Source organism: Pseudomonas sp. HP_01, assembly GCF_055284355.1.
On sequence record NZ_JBTOPV010000028.1, the window covers coordinates 20349 to 37450 of the forward strand.

At 61.5% G+C, this 17102-nt stretch carries 19 protein-coding genes; 6 read left to right on the plus strand and 13 right to left on the minus strand.

The window, feature by feature from the left end; translation table 11 throughout:
* Positions 1-131 precede the first annotated feature (131 nt).
* The 5 genes from metW to ACYAR8_RS16175 form a co-directional block, all read right to left on the minus strand.
* Positions 132-752 carry a methionine biosynthesis protein MetW gene (gene metW, locus ACYAR8_RS16155; RefSeq protein ID WP_074892364.1) on the minus strand — a complete coding sequence of 207 codons (621 nt, stop codon included), beginning with the start codon at positions 750-752 and terminating at the stop codon, positions 132-134.
* 7 nt (positions 753-759) lie between these two features.
* Positions 760-1899: a homoserine O-succinyltransferase MetX gene (gene metX, locus ACYAR8_RS16160; protein ID WP_463580416.1), complete on the minus strand. Its 1140-nt coding sequence runs from the start codon at positions 1897-1899 to the stop codon at positions 760-762.
* 249 nt (positions 1900-2148) lie between these two features.
* Complete coding sequence (locus ACYAR8_RS16165; protein WP_074892366.1) at positions 2149-2739, minus strand: YggT family protein; 591 nt, start codon at positions 2737-2739, stop codon at positions 2149-2151.
* Between the two features lie 10 nt (positions 2740-2749).
* On the minus strand, positions 2750-3568 hold the full coding sequence (gene proC, locus ACYAR8_RS16170) for a pyrroline-5-carboxylate reductase (RefSeq protein WP_463580417.1): 819 nt from the start codon (positions 3566-3568) through the stop codon (positions 2750-2752).
* A 24-nt stretch (positions 3569-3592) separates the two neighbouring features.
* Positions 3593-4279: a YggS family pyridoxal phosphate-dependent enzyme gene (locus ACYAR8_RS16175; protein ID WP_463580418.1), complete on the minus strand. Its 687-nt coding sequence runs from the start codon at positions 4277-4279 to the stop codon at positions 3593-3595.
* Between the two features lie 54 nt (positions 4280-4333).
* Here ACYAR8_RS16175 and ACYAR8_RS16180 point away from each other — a divergent pair, with 54 nt between their 5' ends.
* On the plus strand, positions 4334-5368 hold the full coding sequence (locus tag ACYAR8_RS16180) for a type IV pilus twitching motility protein PilT (RefSeq protein ID WP_074892369.1): 1035 nt from the start codon (positions 4334-4336) through the stop codon (positions 5366-5368).
* 74 nt (positions 5369-5442) lie between these two features.
* On the opposite strand, the gene ACYAR8_RS16185 is transcribed toward ACYAR8_RS16180, so the two are convergent.
* Positions 5443-6174, minus strand: coding sequence for a C40 family peptidase (locus ACYAR8_RS16185; protein WP_463580431.1), 732 nt, complete (start codon positions 6172-6174; stop codon positions 5443-5445).
* 250 nt (positions 6175-6424) lie between these two features.
* Here ACYAR8_RS16185 and ACYAR8_RS16190 point away from each other — a divergent pair, with 250 nt between their 5' ends.
* Positions 6425-6841: an NINE protein gene (locus tag ACYAR8_RS16190; RefSeq protein ID WP_074892371.1), complete on the plus strand. Its 417-nt coding sequence runs from the start codon at positions 6425-6427 to the stop codon at positions 6839-6841.
* Between the two features lie 271 nt (positions 6842-7112).
* Here ACYAR8_RS16190 and ACYAR8_RS16195 read toward each other — a convergent pair whose 3' ends face one another.
* From ACYAR8_RS16195 to gshB, 7 genes are all read right to left on the minus strand, one after another.
* Positions 7113-8384, minus strand: coding sequence for a dihydroorotase (locus tag ACYAR8_RS16195; protein WP_463580419.1), 1272 nt, complete (start codon positions 8382-8384; stop codon positions 7113-7115).
* Positions 8381-9385, minus strand: a complete 1005-nt coding sequence (locus ACYAR8_RS16200) for an aspartate carbamoyltransferase catalytic subunit (protein WP_065991159.1) — start codon at positions 9383-9385, stop codon at positions 8381-8383. The genes ACYAR8_RS16195 and ACYAR8_RS16200 overlap by 4 nt, the downstream gene beginning before the upstream one ends.
* Before the next feature lie 12 nt (positions 9386-9397).
* The gene (gene pyrR / locus ACYAR8_RS16205; protein WP_108121034.1) at positions 9398-9919 is read right to left on the minus strand and encodes a bifunctional pyr operon transcriptional regulator/uracil phosphoribosyltransferase PyrR; all 522 of its coding nucleotides are present in this window, start codon (positions 9917-9919) and stop codon (positions 9398-9400) included.
* Between the two features lie 76 nt (positions 9920-9995).
* Entirely contained in the window at positions 9996-10433 is a 438-nt protein-coding gene (gene ruvX / locus ACYAR8_RS16210) for a Holliday junction resolvase RuvX (RefSeq protein WP_463580420.1), read from the minus strand.
* Entirely contained in the window at positions 10433-11002 is a 570-nt protein-coding gene (locus ACYAR8_RS16215; protein WP_074892375.1) for a YqgE/AlgH family protein, read from the minus strand. The genes ruvX and ACYAR8_RS16215 overlap by 1 nt, the downstream gene beginning before the upstream one ends.
* A 107-nt stretch (positions 11003-11109) precedes the next feature.
* Entirely contained in the window at positions 11110-12012 is a 903-nt protein-coding gene (locus tag ACYAR8_RS16220) for an energy transducer TonB (protein ID WP_463580421.1), read from the minus strand.
* Positions 12013-12270: 258 nt separating this feature from the next.
* Positions 12271-13227 carry a glutathione synthase gene (gene gshB, locus ACYAR8_RS16225; protein ID WP_074892377.1) on the minus strand — a complete coding sequence of 319 codons (957 nt, stop codon included), beginning with the start codon at positions 13225-13227 and terminating at the stop codon, positions 12271-12273.
* Positions 13228-13480: 253 nt separating this feature from the next.
* Between gshB and pilG the strand changes: the two genes are divergently transcribed.
* The 4 genes from pilG (at position 13481) to ACYAR8_RS16245 (ending at position 17069) form a co-directional block, all read left to right on the plus strand.
* Complete coding sequence (gene pilG, locus ACYAR8_RS16230; RefSeq protein ID WP_065991170.1) at positions 13481-13891, plus strand: twitching motility response regulator PilG; 411 nt, start codon at positions 13481-13483, stop codon at positions 13889-13891.
* A gap of 45 nt (positions 13892-13936) precedes the next feature.
* Positions 13937-14302 (plus strand): twitching motility response regulator PilH, encoded by a 366-nt coding sequence (gene pilH, locus ACYAR8_RS16235; protein WP_065991171.1) that lies wholly within the window; start codon positions 13937-13939, stop codon positions 14300-14302.
* Between the two features lie 16 nt (positions 14303-14318).
* On the plus strand, positions 14319-14858 hold the full coding sequence (locus ACYAR8_RS16240) for a chemotaxis protein CheW (RefSeq protein WP_074892378.1): 540 nt from the start codon (positions 14319-14321) through the stop codon (positions 14856-14858).
* 174 nt (positions 14859-15032) lie between these two features.
* Positions 15033-17069, plus strand: coding sequence for a methyl-accepting chemotaxis protein (locus tag ACYAR8_RS16245; RefSeq protein ID WP_463580422.1), 2037 nt, complete (start codon positions 15033-15035; stop codon positions 17067-17069).
* The last annotated feature ends 33 nt before the right edge of the window (positions 17070-17102 follow it).

The window sequence follows — 17102 nt, forward strand, 5'->3', positions numbered from 1 at the left end:
GAAAATCGGCTACGTGAAATCGGCTGCATAAAATCTGCTGATTGAAGCTGAGCCTGGGTGCGTCGCTGTTGCCCGCTTTTACTTCAGTGTTGGCGCTGGCCGACAGGGCTTTCAACGCCCCTTAGCGCAGGTCACACGGCAATCTGGTGGTCCTGCAAGCCTGGGCTGCTGACGCGATAGATGCCGATTTCACCCAACAGGTTAGGCCAAAGCTTGCTGGCCCAGCCGTGGCGATGCTGTTGATCGACCGCGAGCCGATCAATGACCTTCGCCGACCGACCGCGACACAGCTCTTCGAAGTCGCCAAAGGTGCAGAAGTGAATGTTCGGCGTGTTGTACCAGGTGTACGGCAGGAACTCGGAAACCGGCATCCGCCCCTTGCTCGCCAGATACCAGCGGCAACGCCAGTGCCCGAAGTTGGGAAAGGTGATAATGCACTGGCGGCCAACGCGCAGCATTTCGTCAAGGATGCGGTCCGGGTAGTGAACGGCCTGAAGCGCCTGGGTCATGACGACGACATCGAAACTGTTGCTGGCGAAGTTGCCCAGCCCCTTGTCCAGATCCTGTTCAATGACATTGACGCCCCGCGCCACGCAGCGGGCGATGTTATCGGCGTCGTTTTCCAGGCCATAGCCCGTGACTTGCTTGTGCTCCTGCAGCCAGGCCAGCAATTCGCCGTCGCCGCAACCGAGGTCGAGCACACGGCTGCCTGCCGGTATCCAGTCTTGGATGATTTCCAGGTCGGCTCTCATGGTGTCCTCAGAGTGCAATTCGGTTCATATAGCTGGAGAAGGCCTGCAAGTAGCGCGGGATCGGGATCAGGAAGGCGTCGTGGCCCTGAGGCGCATCAATCTCCAGATAGCAGACGTCCTTTTTCGCCGCCATCAGCGCGTCGACCAGTTCCCGCGAGCGGGCCGGGGAGAAGCGCCAGTCGGTGGTGAACGACATCACGCAGAACCTGGCGCTGGCATTGGCGAAGGTAGCGGCAAGGTCGTCGTTGAAGTTGGCGGCCGGATCGAAGTAGTCCAGCGCTTTGGTCATCAGCAGGTAGGTGTTGGCGTCGAAACGACCGGAAAACTCCTCGCCCTGATACCGCAGGTAGCTTTCGACCTGGAATTCCACGCTGTGGAAGTCGTAGTTGAGGTTTTCGTTTTTCAGGCCCCGGCCGAATTTCTCGCCCATCGAGTCGTCGGACAGGTACGTGATGTGCCCGACCATACGGGCCAGCATCAGGCCGCGCTTGGGAATCACGCCGTGTTCCTGAAACGAGCCGCCGTGGAATTCCGGGTCGGTCAGGATCGCCTGCCGCGCGACTTCGTTGAACGCGATGTTCTGCGCCGACAGCTTGGGCGCCGAAGCAATCGCCAGACAATGGCGCACGCGTTCGGGGTAGGTGATCGTCCATTGCAGCGCCTGCATGCCGCCCAGGCTGCCGCCGACGATGGCCGCCCACTGATCGACGCCCAGTCGGTCGGCAAGACGCGCCTGGCTGTGCACCCAGTCTTCGACCGTCAATACCGGGAAGTCGGCGCCAAAGGGTCTGCCGGTTTCGGGATTGAGGCTGCTGGGGCCGGTGGAGCCGTTGCAGCCACCGAGGTTGTTCAGGCTGACGACGAAGAATTTATCGGTATCGATAGGCTTGCCGGGGCCGATGCAGCTGTCCCACCAGCCCGGCTTGCGATCTTCGGCGCTGTGATAACCCGCTGCGTGATGATGACCCGACAGCGCGTGGCAAATCAGCACCGCGTTACTCTTGGCGGCGTTGAGCTGACCGTAGGTTTCGTAGATGAGGTCGTAGGCAGGCAGGGAACGTCCGCAGGCCAAGGCCAGCGGCTCATTGAAATGCGCCGTTTGCGGCGTGACTAGACCGACAGAATCTTTGGGAAAGACCGTGGACATCGACCTGCTCTCGCTGAAATGAGGCGTAAGTCTAAAGATCGCGCGGGGGTGCGGCAACAAAGTCCCGCGACAACCGGCAATCTGGCTTCGGCCCAAGGCCCTGCAGGAACGCGCTTGCCCGCGATTGCGGTAGACCGGACACGACCATGTTGGATGTTCCGACGCCTTCGCGGGCAAGCGCGCTCCTACATCTGGTCCGCGCCAGGCTATTAACCTGGCGGTACCGTCAACAAGGGTTAGGCGCAGCGTTTAAATCAACCGCCACAGCTCTTGCGGCATGCCGGCGTATGCAGCCAGTTCAGGCATGACATAGGACTGCAGCACCTGGATCGCCAGGAAGGCGAAGATCGGCGAGATGTCCAGACCGCCCAGGTTGGGGATGATGCGGCGGAATGGTGCCAGGATAGGCTCGCTGATCTGGTAGGCCAGCTCGGCGGCCGGATTGTGGCTGCCCGGAGCGATCCACGACACGATGACCATGATGATCATCGCAACCCAGAAGATTTTCAGCAGCAGCGAGGTCACGCCGATGATCGACCACATCAACAGGTGTGGGACATCGCCGATGGTGCCGTAGGTCATCATCAGTACGAAGGCCATCAGCAGCGCCTGAATGACGATCGCCAGCAGCAGTGAGGACGTGTCGAGCCCGAAGACGCTCGGCACGATGCGCCGGATAGGCTTCAGCAACGGCTGAGTGGCACGAACGGCGAACTGGCAAAGCGGGTTATAGAAGTTGGCTTTGACCAACTGCAGCACGAAGCGCAGCAGAACGATGGTCAGGTACAGGCTGATGAGCGTCTGGATGACGAAAATCGTGGCGCCGGTGAGTGCATTCATGAATTGCTCCTTATTTGCCCAGCTGTTCGGCGAGTTCGGCGGAGCGATGTGCAGCGGCGCTCAACGCCTCTTCCACAATTGCTTCAAAGCCATTGGCCTGGAACGATTTGATGGCGGCTTCGGTGGTGCCCGCAGGCGATGTCACACGGCGGCGCAGTTCGGCCGCATCGACGTCGCTGCCGGTGGCCATCAGTGCAGCGCCCAGCGCGGTTTGCAGCGTGAGCTTGCTGGCGACGTCAGCGGGCAGGCCGAGCTTGACGCCTGCGGCGGTCATGGCTTCGATCAGCAGGAAGAAATACGCAGGGCCGCTGCCCGACACCGCTGTCACGGCATCGATGTGCGCTTCTTCATCGACCCACAATGCAATCCCGACCGCCGACAGCAACGTCTCGGCCTGCTCGCGCTGGGCCGCGGTGACATCCGCCGTGGCGTACAGGCCGCTGACACCTTGGCGCAACAGCGCCGGGGTATTCGGCATGCAGCGTACGAGGGGCTGCTCGCCCAGCCAGGCCCGCATGCTGGCACAGGTAATCCCGGCGGCGATGGACACGATCAGTTGATGAGGCTTGAGCGCCGGCTTCAGCGCTTCGCACACGGACTTCATCATTTGCGGCTTGACCGCCAGCAGCACCACATCGGCGCCTTCGATGGCCTCGGCGTTGTCGGCGACCACCTTGATGCCGTGTTCTTTTGCCACGCGCTCGCGGGTTTCTGCGCCAGGGTCGCTGGCACGAATCAGCTCAGCGTCGACGCTCTGGGCGCGCATGCCGCCAATCAGGCTGGCGGCCATGTTACCGGCGCCGATGAACGCGATACGGGTTTTGCTCATGAACGGTTTCCTGTGGGGCAAAGGTTAAGGCTGCCTATAATTGCGGGCGCCGAAGAGGGCAGTGCCAATCCGCACCCAGGTCGCGCCTTGTGCGATGGCAGCTTCGAGGTCGTGGCTCATGCCCATGGAAAGCGTGTCCAGCGGCAGGCCCAGTTGTGCCTGCAGGGTGCTGACGGCGGCGAACGAAGCGTTCTGTTCGTCGCGGTCGTCGGTGGGTTCGGGAATGGCCATCAGCCCGCGCAGTTTCAAGTTCGGCAGCGTGCTGATGGCCTGGGCCAGTGCGGGCAGGTCTTCAGGGCTGCATCCTGACTTGCTGGCCTCGCCGCTGACGTTGACCTGAATGCAGATGTTCAGGGGCGGCAGTTCTGGCGGACGCTGTTCGGACAGCCGTTGCGCGATTTTCAGACGGTCCACAGAATGCACCCAGGCAAAGTGCTCGGCGATGGCGCGAGTCTTGTTGGACTGGATGGGGCCGATGAAATGCCAGATCAAGGGCAGGTCGCTCAATTCGGCCTGCTTGCCGAGGGCTTCCTGAAGGTAGTTCTCGCCGAAATCGCGAAGACCTGCGTCGTAGGCATCCCGCAGATCGCTCGCCGGTTTGGTCTTGCTCACCGCCAACAGGCCGACAGAGGCCGGGTCGCGCTGCACCGCTTGCGCTGCGCTACGAATTCGCTCGGCGAGCGTTGAAATGTTCTCTGCTATCGTGGACATTGATTTGCGCCAGCAGGGCTAAAGTTTGCGGCATTCTATGTGATGAGGAGCTGTATGGATATTACCGAGCTGCTGGCCTTCAGTGCCAAGCAAGGCGCGTCGGACTTGCATCTCTCTGCCGGCCTGCCACCGATGATTCGCGTCGATGGCGATGTGCGGCGGATCAACCTGCCCGCATTGGACCAGAAAGAGGTTCAGGCGCTGATCTACGACATCATGAACGACAAGCAGCGCAAGGACTTCGAGGAAGATCTGGAGACAGACTTCTCCTTCGAAGTGCCGGGCGTGGCGCGCTTCCGGGTTAACGCCTTCAACCAGAATCGCGGCGCCGGCGCGGTGTTCCGGACCATTCCGTCGAAGGTCCTGAGCATGGAAGAGCTGGGCATGGGCGAAGTGTTTCGCAAGATTACCGACGTACCGCGCGGCCTGGTTCTGGTGACCGGTCCGACCGGCTCGGGCAAGTCGACCACCCTCGCGGCCATGGTCGATTACCTGAACAGCAACAAGCACCACCACATCCTCACCATCGAAGACCCGATCGAATTCGTCCACGAGTCCAAGAAAAGCCTGATTAACCAGCGCGAAGTCCATCGCGACACCCACGGCTTCGCCGAAGCGCTGCGGTCGGCGCTGCGTGAAGACCCTGACGTGATTCTGGTGGGTGAGCTGCGCGACCTCGAAACCATTCGCCTGGCGCTGACGGCAGCCGAAACCGGCCACCTGGTGTTCGGCACGCTGCACACCACGTCCGCTGCCAAGAGCATCGACCGTATCGTCGACGTGTTCCCGGCGCAGGAGAAGTCGATGATCCGCTCGATGCTCTCGGAGTCGCTCCACGCCATCGTGTCCCAGGCGCTGCTGAAGAAGGTCGGCGGAGGTCGGGTTGCGGCCCACGAGATCATGATCGGCACGTCGGCGATTCGTAACCTGATCCGCGAGGACAAGGTGGCGCAGATGTATTCGTCGATTCAGACCGGGGGATCGCTGGGGATGCAGACGCTGGATATGTGCCTGAAGGATCTGATCAGCAAGGGGCTGATCACGCGCGAGAGTGCGCGGGAGAAGGCGAAGACGCCGGACAATTTTTGATCGGGAGGGCAAACGACGGTGGGGAGCGAATGACTCCGCTCCCCACTGTGTTGTTTGTCAGGCGGCGTGTGCGATCAACGCTGGGCGATGCGCACGGTGCCTTTCTGGCTCGGCGGCTGCTTTGGCAGCACACGCTTGGCGACGACGTAATGGCTGTCCCAGTAAGGCTTCTTCAGCGTATCGATCGTTACGGATTTGCCACGGCGTGGCGCGTGAACGAACCGGTCGTTGCCGAGGTAGATGGCAACGTGATTTACCTTGCGGCTCTTGATGTTGAAGAACAGCAAGTCGCCCGGCTTCAAATCCTTGCGGTCAACCTTCTGCCCGTGGCCTTCGGCCATGGCGTTGGAGGTGCGCGGCAAATCGACTTCGCTCACGTCGTTGAAGGCATATTTCACAAGCCCACTGCAGTCGAACCCTTTTGTTGGGCTGGTGCCGCCCCAACGATAAGGTGTACCGATGGCGTTAACCGCCCGGTTGACCACGGTGCTGCTTTGTTTGGTACCCATCTGCGCCGTGTTGGCCAGGGCGACAGTGTTTTGCGAAATCTTGCGAGTGCTGCGGGATGGCTTCCCTTTAACAGCTTTCACGCGTTTGCCAGAGGTCTCGAGTGGAGTAGCCGTCTGTTCCAGTGCAGCCATGGCCGCTCGTTGAGCGGCGATGTTGCGTGAAACGGATTCCGGCGACTCGGACCTGGCGGTGAAACCGGTGAAGCTCGGTGGAAGCGTTTGCTCACGATTGGTGGCGTGGGCGGCCAGTGGCATAAATAGACAAATAGTCAGCCATGTCTTGAAAAATGGACGCATTAGGCAGGGCTCATGTTGGTCAGCGCGCAACTTTATAACAGCTTTTTGCGAAATTCTGAGGCCACTTGTCGAACAATTTACTGCCTTCAAAGTCAGTTTAGGCCGCAGAATTGTCATGTTGATGTGCTGATCACCTTGCAGAACAAGGGTTTGCACGATTGAAGAGAGGTTCAAGCCATACGTCGGAAGGCGTCACGAAAGTCACAAAACTTACGCATATTTTTTTCTATTGCAGCAAGCGAGGTCAACAATGAACACCTATCAACCCGACGTTCAACGTCCGGACACCCACAGCAAGGTCATGGGCTATCTGCTCTGGATTGTGGGATTTACAGGCGCTCACCGTTTTTATTACGGGAAGCCAGTGACCGGCACGATCTGGTTTTTCACACTGGGGCTGTTGGGCATCGGCTGGCTGATTGACCTGTTCCTGATCCCTGCGATGGATCGGGAAGCAGACCTGCGGTTCAACGCTGGCCCGACCGATTACAGCCTTGCCTGGATTCTGCTGACCTTCTTGGGCGTGTTCGGTGTGCACCGCATGTATCAGGGCAAATGGATCACCGGGATCATTTATCTGTTCACGGGAGGTCTGGCGCTGCTGGGCGTGCTGTACGACTTCTGGACGCTGAATGAGCAGATATCGGTGAAGAACGCTCGTAGGTAACATACCGTACCAACAGGGTAATCTGCGTTGCACGCAGCGCCCTGAGAATCCGTCTGCAGGGTGTCAGATTCGTCTTCGCGGGGGCGTGAATCTTTTCGCGGGCAAGCGCGCTCCTACACGGGACGTGCGTAGCCTGCGCAATCGGCGTCGAACGCAATACTCTTTGTAGGAGCGCGCTTGCCCGCGAATGCGTCGTGTCAGCCAACACTAATGGTCGGCCTCTGTCGCGTTCGCCAGCAAGCGGGCTCCTACAAGGTTACGGTTGGGAATCTCAACCGTTATAGCTCACCCGCCCATCCACAAACGTGTACTTCACGGCACTCGGCAGGCAATGGCCGAGGAACGGGCAGTTTTCGCCTTTCGACAGCCATTTCTCGCCGGCGACAGTGGACGCGGCAGGGTCGAACAGCACCACGTCCGCAGGCGAGCCTGCGATCAGCCTTCCCGCGGGCAGGCGCAGCGCTTCGGCGGGGCCGGAGCTTAGGCGTGACAGCAGCGTCGGCAGATCCAGCAGACCGTCCTCGACCAGCGTCATCGCCAGTGGCAACAACAACTCCACGCTGCTGATGCCCGGCTCGGTCGCGCCGAACGGGGCCAGTTTCGCGTCACGCTCATGGGGTTGGTGGTGACTGGAGATCGCTTGCACCACACCCGACTTCACCGCGTCACGCAATGCGTCGCGGTCGGCACGTGTGCGCAATGGCGGCTGCACGTGGTACAGGCTGGAGAAGCCCGTCAGCGCCTCGTCGGTCAGGATCAACTGATACAGCGCCACGTCCGCCGTCACCGGCAGGCCGCGTGCCTGGGCCTGGGCAATCAGGGCCACCCCGCGCGCACTGGTCAGCTGCGTGAAATGCGCGCGCACACCGCTTTGCTCGACCAGCAACAGGTCCCGCGCCAGTGCCACCGTCTCAGCCGTTTCCGGAATGCCCGGCAGACCAAGGAAAGCAGCCGTCGGGCCGTCGTGGGCCAGACCGCCTTCAGCGAGATCGTGGTCCTGAGAGTTGAAAATCACCGTCAGATCGAACGTCGCCGCGTATTCGAGGGCGCGGCACAGCGTGCGATTGCTGCGGAAATTCACCATGCCGTTAGTGAACGCCACGCAGCCCGCGTCGCGCAGGGCGATCAGCTCGGCCAGTTGCTCGCCTTCCAGACCCTTGCTCAAGGCGCCTATGGGAAAGACCTTGCTGTGGCCGGCTTCGCGGGCGCGGTCGAGGATCAGCTCGGCGACCGCGGAGGTGTCGAGCACCGGTTTTGTACGCGGCGGGCAGCACAGGCTGGTGACGCCGCCTGCTGCTGCGGCGCGGGTTTCGCTGGCGATGTTGCCCTTGCGGCTGTAACCCGGCTCGCGCAACGACACGTTAAGGTCGACCAGGCCGGGGGCGGCGATCAGGCCGGCGGCGTCGATGGTTTCCGTCGGGCTGAAGTCGGCAGGTGCCGCGCCGAGGGCGAGAATCTTGCCCGCTGCAAGATGGATGTCGGTGACTTGATCCAGACCGCTGACAGGGTCGATGACGCGAGCGCCGAGGATGCTGAACTTCACTGGGCGATCTCCTGCTCGAACTGACGTTGGGCGGTTTGGCCACTCATGGCCATGGACAGAACGGCCATGCGCACCGCAATGCCGTATGTCACTTGGTTGAGAATCACCGAATGGGGGCCGTCGGCTACTGCCGATTCGATCTCCACGCCCCGGTTGATCGGGCCCGGGTGCATCACGATGGCGTCGGGCTTGGCGCCGGCCAGGCGTGCAGTCGTCAGGCCGAACAGTCGGTAGAACTCACCCTCGCTCGGGAGCAGGCCGCCCGACATGCGTTCGCGTTGCAGGCGCAGCATGATCACCACGTCGACGTCCTTCAGGCCTTCGGTCAGATCGGTGTACACCTTCACGCCGTATTGCTCGACGCCCACCGGTAGCAGGGTTTTTGGCGCGACCACGCGGATGTCCGGGCAGCCCAGCGCCTTGAGCGCGATCATGTTCGAGCGCGCGACGCGGGAATGCAGGATATCGCCGACGATCGCCACCGAGAGGTTTTCGAAATTGCCCTTGTGGCGGCGGATGGTCAGCATGTCCAGCATGCCTTGGGTCGGGTGCGCATGACGGCCGTCGCCGCCGTTGATGATCGCGACCTGCGGGCTGACATGTTCGGCGATGAAGTGCGCTGCACCGGAGTCACCGTGGCGCACGACGAACATGTCGGCGGCCATGGCCTCAAGGTTGCGCAGCGTATCGAACAGCGTCTCGCCCTTGCTGGTGGAGGAGGTCGATACGTTCAGCGTGATGACATCCGCCGACAACCTTTGCGCCGCCAGCTCGAACGTGGTGCGGGTGCGGGTCGAGTTTTCGAAGAACACGTTGCACACGGTCTTGCCGCGCAGCAACGGGACCTTCTTTACCGCCCGGGCGCCGACTTCGAGGAAGGAGTCTGCGGTGTCGAGGATTTCGGTGAGCAGCTCGCGGGGCAAACCGTCGAGGGAGAGGAAGTGCTGCAGCTGGCCCTGATGGTTTAGTTGCAGCGGGCGCTTGGCGTCGAGAGGCGTCATCGCAAAGGACTCTTAGAGGGCGGCGGAATCGGTTGAAAGGTCTTGCAGTTCAAGCGTCAGCGGCGTTGGCCCGGACAGCTTTACCCGCTCGTTTGGCGCGAGTGACAGGGTCGCGCCCGTCACGTTCGGCCGGATCGGCAGGTCGGCGGCGTTCAGATCCAGCAGCGACACCAGGGTCACGCTGGCCGGGCGGCCGTAATCGAACAGTTCGTTGAGCGCCGCCCGGATGGTGCGCCCGCTCATCAGCACGTCATCGATCAGCACCAGATGCTGGCCTTCGATTTCGAAGGGCAGCTCCGAAGGGCGCACTTGCGGGTGCAGGCCGTTCTGGCTGAAGTCGTCGCGATAAAAGGACACGTCCAGCGTGCCAAGCGGCGACTGAATGTTGAGGGCCTCAAGGAGGGCCTGCGCGACCCACACGCCACCGGTGCGAATGCCGATGAAACGAGGCTCCTGGATGCCGCGTTTGTTCAGATGCGCGTTGAGATCAATCGCCATCTGGCTGATCAGTTCGGCGGGATTTGGCAGGCTCATGGTTGCTCCTTCAGGTGCCCCGGCGTGCGCTGCACGAACGTCCGGAGTAAATCGAATTCGGTTCAGCGTAGATGGATCAGGTTTCAAACAGCGCGGTGTTGGCTTCAAGCCAGCCTTGCAGCAGAAGCGCTGCGGCGATGGCGTCCACGGGATTGTCCCGGTAGCTGCCGTGCTGGCCGCGAGAGGCGCGCTCGCCTTTGGCCTCGAACGTGGTCAGGCGCTCGTCGTGGGTGTAAACCGGCAAGTTGAAGCGGCCGTTGAGCTTGCGCGAAAACTTCTCGGCGCGTGCGCTCATCTCGCTCGGCGTGCCGTCCATGTTCAGCGGCAGGCCGACCACGATGGCATCCGGCTTCCACTCGGCGATCAGCGCCTGAACCTTGTCCCAGTCCGGCACGCCGTTCTGCGCTTTCAGTGTGCAGAGCTCGCGTGCCTGTCCGGTGATCACTTGGCCGACCGCCACGCCGATCTGTTTGGTGCCGTAGTCGAATCCCAAGAGCAGACGCAGTCCGGCCATCAGGCGTGGCCCGCCTGGCTGGTCAGCAAGCTCAGATTGACGCCCAGTTTGGCGGCGGCAGCGTTGAGACGGTCTTCGCTTTCTACTTCGAACAGGATTGCCGGGTCGAAGGCGCAGTTGAGCCACGCATTGGCGGCGAACTCGGCGTCAAGCTGGCCTGCGTCCCAACCGGCATAGCCGAGGGTGATCAGATTTTGATCAGGGCCGTAACCGTCTGCGATGGAGAAGAGGACATCCTGAGAAGTCGAGAGCGAAATGCCGCCCAAATCAACGGTTGCCTGGAACACCTGACCCGAAGGGTGCAGGACGAAACCGCGATCGGTTTGCACCGGCCCGCCAAGGTGAATGGCGATGTCCTTGCACCGCGCCGGAGGCGGCAATTCGGGGCGCAGCTGTTCGAGGACGTCTGCCAGCGACAGGCTTTGCGGTCGATTGATGATCAGACCCATGGCGCCATTGGCATTGTGCTCGACGATGTAGGTCAAGGTCTGAGCGAAGTTCTCATCGTGCATGTGGGGCATGGCGATCAGAAACTGGTGTTTGAGGTACGACGGAGAGACGTTTTTCATGAGCCCTAGTGTGGCGTTGCGGGGCTGTTGTGACAACTGGCAGAACCGACTCACGGGCGGATAAATCGCGACGCAGGTCAGGTTTCATATCGCGCGGTATTGGCTGATCAATTACTCGACAGCTTGTCCCCGCGTGCGAATTTCCAGGTGCGGATGATTTCAAGCCGGTCGATATCGGCCAGATCGCCACTGAATGGCGCAAACGGTGCGGCCAGCCGGACAATCTTCTGTGCGGCCTGATCCAGCAGCGGCTGGCCCGATGACTCGAGAATCAGCACTTCGTACAGGGAGCCGTCGCGATTGATCGACACCATCATCCGCAGGCTGCCGTAGATCTGCTTGCGGCGGGCTTCGTCCGGGTAGTTCAGGTTGCCGATGCGCTCGATCTTCTTGCGCCAGTCCTCCTTGTACCAGGCGCCCTTGTCGCGCATGGTCGAGGCCGCACTCAAGCGGTGGATCTTCGGACGCTTGGCGTAGGCCTGCTGCTCATCCGCCAGCTCGGCTTCGAGGCTGGCGATTTCGCTGTTCAGCTGCGTGCTGTCGATGGTCGGTGCGGCTTTCTTCTGTTCTTCCGGCTTGACCTCGTCGCGCCTGGCGACTGTCTTTTGCGGGGACTGGGCTTTCGTGGCGACAGCCGTCTTCGGCGCGTCCTGCTTGACCACCGGTTTGGCGGCAGGCGGTGGCGTGACCTTGTTGATCTGATTGTCTTGATACGGGGCGATTTCGGTGGTCTTGGGCACCGCTTTCTTGTCGAGGGTGCCGCTGCCCTGCTGGTTTTCCTGGGCGAGGAAGTCAGCGTCCTTGGGCTTGGTGTCGCTTCTGAAAGGGGCGAGGGTGATCTCCAGCGTCTGGCTGATCTTTTCCGGTTTGACGTAGGTGAAACCGACGCCAAGGATGACCGCCAGATGCACCAGTGCAGCGATCATCAGGGTAAACCCGAGGCGATCGGCAGGGCGCACGCCGGTGCGGGTCAGGGACAGGGGGAGATCATCGTCGACCGCAGCGTTCATCCACGCTCCGGCAGCACATGTGCCAGCATTACTACTCACCTAGCGCAAAAATTCAGGCCGCGCATGATAACGCAATGTCAGGGCTTGCCTGGGGTTTGATACAGCTGGGCCGATTAGTGGGAGGTGCGGTTCCCTGTAGGAGCGCGCCTGCCCGCGATTGCGGTATGTCAGGTTCAGTCTTTTCGCTGACACACCGCGTTCGCGGGCAAGCGCGCTCCTAAACGGTGGGGGCCTCGTGAGGGTTATCTCAAGGCTTGGTCAAGCCCGCGCCTGCAGCTTCTTCTCGATCACATCCATCAACATCCCGCCAATGTCCGTCCCGAACGCGTTGTCGATTTCGCGGATGCAAGTCGGGCTGGTGACGTTGATCTCGGTCAAGTGCTCGCCAATCACGTCCAGGCCTACGAACAGCAGGCCTTTTTCCCGCAGCGTCGGACCGATTTCGGCGGCGATCCAGCGGTCGCGGTCACTCAGGGGACGGGCTTCGCCACGACCGCCAGCGGCCAGATTGCCTCGGGTTTCGCCAGCGGCCGGGATCCTGGCCAGGCAATACGGAACCGGTTCGCCGTCAACCATCAGAATGCGCTTGTCGCCGTCCTTGATCGCCGGCAGATACGCCTGCGCCATGATCTGCTCATGGCCGTGCTTGGTCAGGGTTTCCAGAATCACCGACAGGTTCGGGTCGCCAACGCGGTGGCGGAAGATCGACGCGCCGCCCATGCCGTCCAGTGGTTTGAGAATGACATCGCCGTGTTTGGCGGCGAACTCACGAATGATGTCCGCGCGGCGGCTGACCAGCGTCGGCGGCGTGCACTGCGGGAACAGCGTGGCGAACAGCTTCTCGTTGCAGTCACGCAGGCTTTGCGGCTTGTTGACCACCAGCACGCCGGCGCGCTCGGCTTGTTCGAGCAGATAGGTGGAGTAGACGAACTCCATGTCGAACGGCGGATCCTTGCGCATCAGGATCACGTCCAGGTCGTCCAGACCGTTGTCGACCTCGGCTTCCAGCTCGAACCAGTGAGCCGGGTCGGCGAAGACTTTCAGCGGTTTCATGCGGGCGCGGGCCTGGCCGGCGTCCTGGTACAGGTCGTGCTGCTCCATATAGAACAACGACCAGCCGCGGGCTTGCGCTGCCAGGAGCATGGCCAGCGAGCTGTCCTTTTTATAGGAGATGCGCTCGATGGGGTCCATGACGATTCCCAGGCGAATGCTCATGGGTAATATCCTCTGATCGGTAATGGCCACGACAGGCCGAAAATAGGCGTCAGGGTGGCGCCGCGCCGGCTTTGGGTCAAGGGGCAAGGCTTTATGGATTGACCGTGGAGAGTGTGCTAAAAAGGCTCGGCATCCGGTGTCGCGCCAGCCGTGCTTTGGCACTGACTGGGTACTTGCCGATGCTTCCGACCCGAAACCAGATGCCCGGCAGAAGGCAACCCATCTGATTCGCCGCGGCGATGGTAGAGCAGATATGGAACAGCATTCAGCCCCATTGAAAGTGATGGTCATCGACGACTCCCGAACGATTCGTCGCACCGCCGAGACGCTGCTGAAAAACGTCGGCTGTGAAGTGATCACCGCCATCGACGGCTTCGACGCACTGGCCAAGATTGCCGACAATCATCCCAGAATCATTTTCGTCGACATCATGATGCCCAGGCTCGACGGGTATCAGACGTGCGCGTTGATCAAGAACAACCGGGCGTTCAAATCCACTCCGGTGATCATGTTGTCCTCAAGGGACGGGCTCTTCGACAAGGCCAAGGGGCGAATCGTCGGTTCCGATCAGTTTTTGACCAAACCGTTCAGCAAGGAAGAACTGCTCAGTGCGATCAAGGCCCACGTGCCCGGGTTCGTTGCAGTCGAACAACAACTATCTTGATGCTGTCCCCCTCGTGCGGGACGGCTGTTTCTATGGGGAAGCACCATGGCTCGAATTCTGATCGTCGATGACTCGCCGACCGAAATGTACAAGCTGACCGGCATGCTGGAGAAGCACGGCCATCAGGTCCTCAAGGCCGAGAACGGTGCTGATGGCGTGGCCCTGGCCCGTCAGGAAAAGCCCGATGCCGTGTTGATGGACATCGTCATGCCGGGCCTCAACGGTTTTCAGGCGACCCGTCAGCTGACCAAAGACGCTGACACCAGCATGATCCCCGTGATCATGATCACCACCAAAGATCAGGAAACCGACAAGGTCTGGGGCAAACGCCAGGGCGCGCGGGATTACCTGACCAAGCCGGTGGACGAAGAAACCCTCATGAAAACCCTGAACGCGGTGCTCGCGGGCTGACCCCCGGCTGACGCTCATGGCTCAGTCACGAACCGCCTTCCAGCTGCTGCTCGATATCGACCAGCGCTGCCGTTCACTCGCTGCGGGCCTGCCGCTGCAGGAAACCCGACAGCAGGGTTGGGGCGGCATTGGCTTTCGCATGGGCGAGCGCCATTACGTGGCGCCCATGGGCGAGATCGACGAAATCCTCCACGAGCCGCGCTGCGCGGTGTTGCCGGGCGCCAAGGCATGGGTCCGGGGCATCGCTAACCTGCGCGGCCGCTTGTTGCCGATCATCGACCTGTGCGCCTTCTTCGGCCACGAGCTCTCGCCCTTGCGCAAACAGCGTCGCGTGCTGGTGATCGATTTTCAGGGGGTCTTTGTCGGCTTGCTCATCGACGAGGTGCTGGGTATGCAGCATTTCAGCGAACGCAGTCTGATGCCGGAACCGGGGCACGACAGCGAACCCCGCGTCGCGCCCTACATACAGGGGCGTTTCGTGCGCGAGCAGGCCTGGCAGGTGTTCAGCCCGAGAGCACTGGTCCAGTCGCCGGATTTCATGGACGTGGCGCTCTGATGCCCGCCCTTGTAGGAGCCGGCTTGCTGGCGAATGCGGTGGGTTCATTGCAGAGGCGTTGGCTGACACCTCGGGGTCGCCAGCAAGCCGCCTCCTACAGTGGATGGTGCGTATTCCAGCCACTACGCTCTTGGCGGCCCTTCCTAAATCGAACATCAGGCGGAGCCCTGAGCAATGAGTAATACCGGCAAGTCACTGGAAGGCGCGCACAGTCGATCGCAGATCGTCGTGCTGTTTATCTGCCTCATCGTTTTCATCATGCTGCTGTTCGTCAACTTCGCGTACCTCAGCACGCAGTCCAACTACGACAAACAATACATCGGCCACGCCGGCGAACTGCGCGTGCTGTCCCAGCGCATTGCCAAGAACGCCACGGAAGCGGCGGCGGGCAAGGCGGCGGCCTTCAAGTTGCTGGCCGACGCGCGCAACGACTTCGACACGCGCTGGCAGTATTTGAAGAAAGGTGACAAGAACACCGGCCTGCCTGCTGCGCCCGCCGCAGTGAGCGATGAGCTGAAAGCCGTGCAGAACGACTGGGAAAACCTGCGCAAAAGCACCGATGTGATTCTTGCCCGTGAGCAGACCGTGCTCTCGCTGCATCAGGTGGCGGCAACCCTCGCCGAGACCATTCCGCAATTGCAGATCGAATCGGAGAAGGTCGTCGACATTCTTCTGCAAACCCGCGCGCCTGCCAGCCAGGTCGCCCTCGCCCAACGGCAGTCGTTGTTGGCCGAGCGGATACTGGGCGCAGTTAACACGGTGTTATCGGGCGACGAAACGGCGGTCCAGGCAGCGGACGCTTTCGGTCGCGATGCCAGCCAGTTCGGGCGGGTGCTCAACGGCATGCTCGAAGGTAATGCCACGCTGAAGATCGCCCAGGTCGAAGACCGCGATGCGCGCGCGCGGCTGGCCGAGATCGCCGAGCTGTTCCAGTTCGTCTCCGGCTCGGTCGACGAAATCCTCGAAACCTCGCCGGAACTGCTGGAGGTCCGTGAAGCGTCGGGCAGCATCTTCAACCTTTCGCAGACGCTCCTCGACGAAGCCTCGGTGCTGGCCAACAGTTTCGAGCACATGGCCGGTGGTCGCGCGGCGTACAGCTATGGCGGCTACATCCTGGGCCTGCTGGCCCTGGCGTCGATCATCCTGATTGGCCTGGTGATGGTGCGCGAAACCAACCGGCAACTGCGCGAAACCGCCGAGAAGAACGAGCGCAATCAGAACGCGATCATGCGCCTGCTCGACGAGATCGAGAACCTCGCGGACGGCGACCTGACCGTGGCCGCGTCGGTCACCGAGGATTTCACCGGCGCGATTGCCGATTCGATCAACTACTCCATCGACCAGCTGCGCGAGTTGGTGTCGACCATCAACCTCACCGCCGAGCAAGTGTTCGGCGCCGTGAAAGACACGCAGACCACCGCGACGCAACTGGCCGCGGCGTCCGAGCATCAGGCGTTGCAGATCGCAGCGGCGTCCAACGCCATCCATGACATGGCCACTTCCATCGATCAGGTCTCGGCCAATGCGTCCGAGTCGGTCACGGTGGCCGAGCGATCCGTGACCATCGCCAACAAGGGCAACGAGGTGGTGCATAACACCATCACCGGCATGGACAACATCCGCGAGCAGATTCAGGACACCTCCAAGCGCATCAAGCGGTTGGGCGAGTCTTCCCAGGAAATTGGCGACATCGTCAGCCTGATCGATGACATTGCCGACCAGACCAACATTCTTGCGCTCAATGCCGCGATTCAGGCCTCCATGGCCGGTGATGCCGGTCGCGGTTTTGCAGTCGTGGCCGATGAAGTCCAGCGGCTGGCGGAGCGCTCGTCGTCGGCGACCAAGCAGATCGAGACGCTGGTGCGCGCCATTCAGAACGACACCAACGAAGCGGTGATCTCCATGGAGCAGACCACAGCCGAAGTGGTGCGCGGTGCCCGGCTGGCGCAGGATGCCGGTGTCGCGCTCGAGGAAATCGAAGGGGTGTCCAAAATCCTCGCCGCGCTGGTCGAAAGCATCACCAATGCAGCGCAGCAGCAGGCGGCACTGGGTCAGCAGATATCCTCGACCATGCTGGTCATTCAGCAGACCACGACGCAGACCACCTCAGGCACGGCGGCCACCGCCCGGAGCATGGGCAATCTGGCGAAGATGGCCAGCGAGATGCGCCGCTCGGTGTCCGGCTTCACGCTGCCGACATCGCGGCATTGAGGGCCGTCTTGAAAGCCCGTTTGATAGCCCCGT

Excerpts from the sequence above, each read along its gene's own strand:
- metW (WP_074892364.1), bottom strand. The coding sequence starts at position 752 with ATGAGAGCCGACCTGGAAATCATCCAAGACTGGATACCGGCAGGCAGC.
- metX (WP_463580416.1), bottom strand. The coding sequence starts at position 1,899 with ATGTCCACGGTCTTTCCCAAAGATTCTGTCGGTCTAGTCACGCCGCAA.
- ACYAR8_RS16165 (WP_074892366.1), bottom strand. The coding sequence starts at position 2,739 with ATGAATGCACTCACCGGCGCCACGATTTTCGTCATCCAGACGCTCATC.
- proC (WP_463580417.1), bottom strand. The coding sequence starts at position 3,568 with ATGAGCAAAACCCGTATCGCGTTCATCGGCGCCGGTAACATGGCCGCC.
- ACYAR8_RS16175 (WP_463580418.1), bottom strand. The coding sequence starts at position 4,279 with ATGTCCACGATAGCAGAGAACATTTCAACGCTCGCCGAGCGAATTCGT.
- ACYAR8_RS16180 (WP_074892369.1), top strand. The coding sequence starts at position 4,334 with ATGGATATTACCGAGCTGCTGGCCTTCAGTGCCAAGCAAGGCGCGTCG.
- ACYAR8_RS16185 (WP_463580431.1), bottom strand. The coding sequence starts at position 6,174 with ATGCGTCCATTTTTCAAGACATGGCTGACTATTTGTCTATTTATGCCA.
- ACYAR8_RS16190 (WP_074892371.1), top strand. The coding sequence starts at position 6,425 with ATGAACACCTATCAACCCGACGTTCAACGTCCGGACACCCACAGCAAG.
- ACYAR8_RS16200 (WP_065991159.1), bottom strand. The coding sequence starts at position 9,385 with ATGACGCCTCTCGACGCCAAGCGCCCGCTGCAACTAAACCATCAGGGC.
- pyrR (WP_108121034.1), bottom strand. The coding sequence starts at position 9,919 with ATGAGCCTGCCAAATCCCGCCGAACTGATCAGCCAGATGGCGATTGAT.
- ruvX (WP_463580420.1), bottom strand. The coding sequence starts at position 10,433 with ATGGCCGGACTGCGTCTGCTCTTGGGATTCGACTACGGCACCAAACAG.
- ACYAR8_RS16215 (WP_074892375.1), bottom strand. The coding sequence starts at position 11,002 with ATGAAAAACGTCTCTCCGTCGTACCTCAAACACCAGTTTCTGATCGCC.
- ACYAR8_RS16220 (WP_463580421.1), bottom strand. The coding sequence starts at position 12,012 with ATGAACGCTGCGGTCGACGATGATCTCCCCCTGTCCCTGACCCGCACC.
- gshB (WP_074892377.1), bottom strand. The coding sequence starts at position 13,227 with ATGAGCATTCGCCTGGGAATCGTCATGGACCCCATCGAGCGCATCTCC.
- pilG (WP_065991170.1), top strand. The coding sequence starts at position 13,481 with ATGGAACAGCATTCAGCCCCATTGAAAGTGATGGTCATCGACGACTCC.
- pilH (WP_065991171.1), top strand. The coding sequence starts at position 13,937 with ATGGCTCGAATTCTGATCGTCGATGACTCGCCGACCGAAATGTACAAG.
- ACYAR8_RS16240 (WP_074892378.1), top strand. The coding sequence starts at position 14,319 with ATGGCTCAGTCACGAACCGCCTTCCAGCTGCTGCTCGATATCGACCAG.
- ACYAR8_RS16245 (WP_463580422.1), top strand. The coding sequence starts at position 15,033 with ATGAGTAATACCGGCAAGTCACTGGAAGGCGCGCACAGTCGATCGCAG.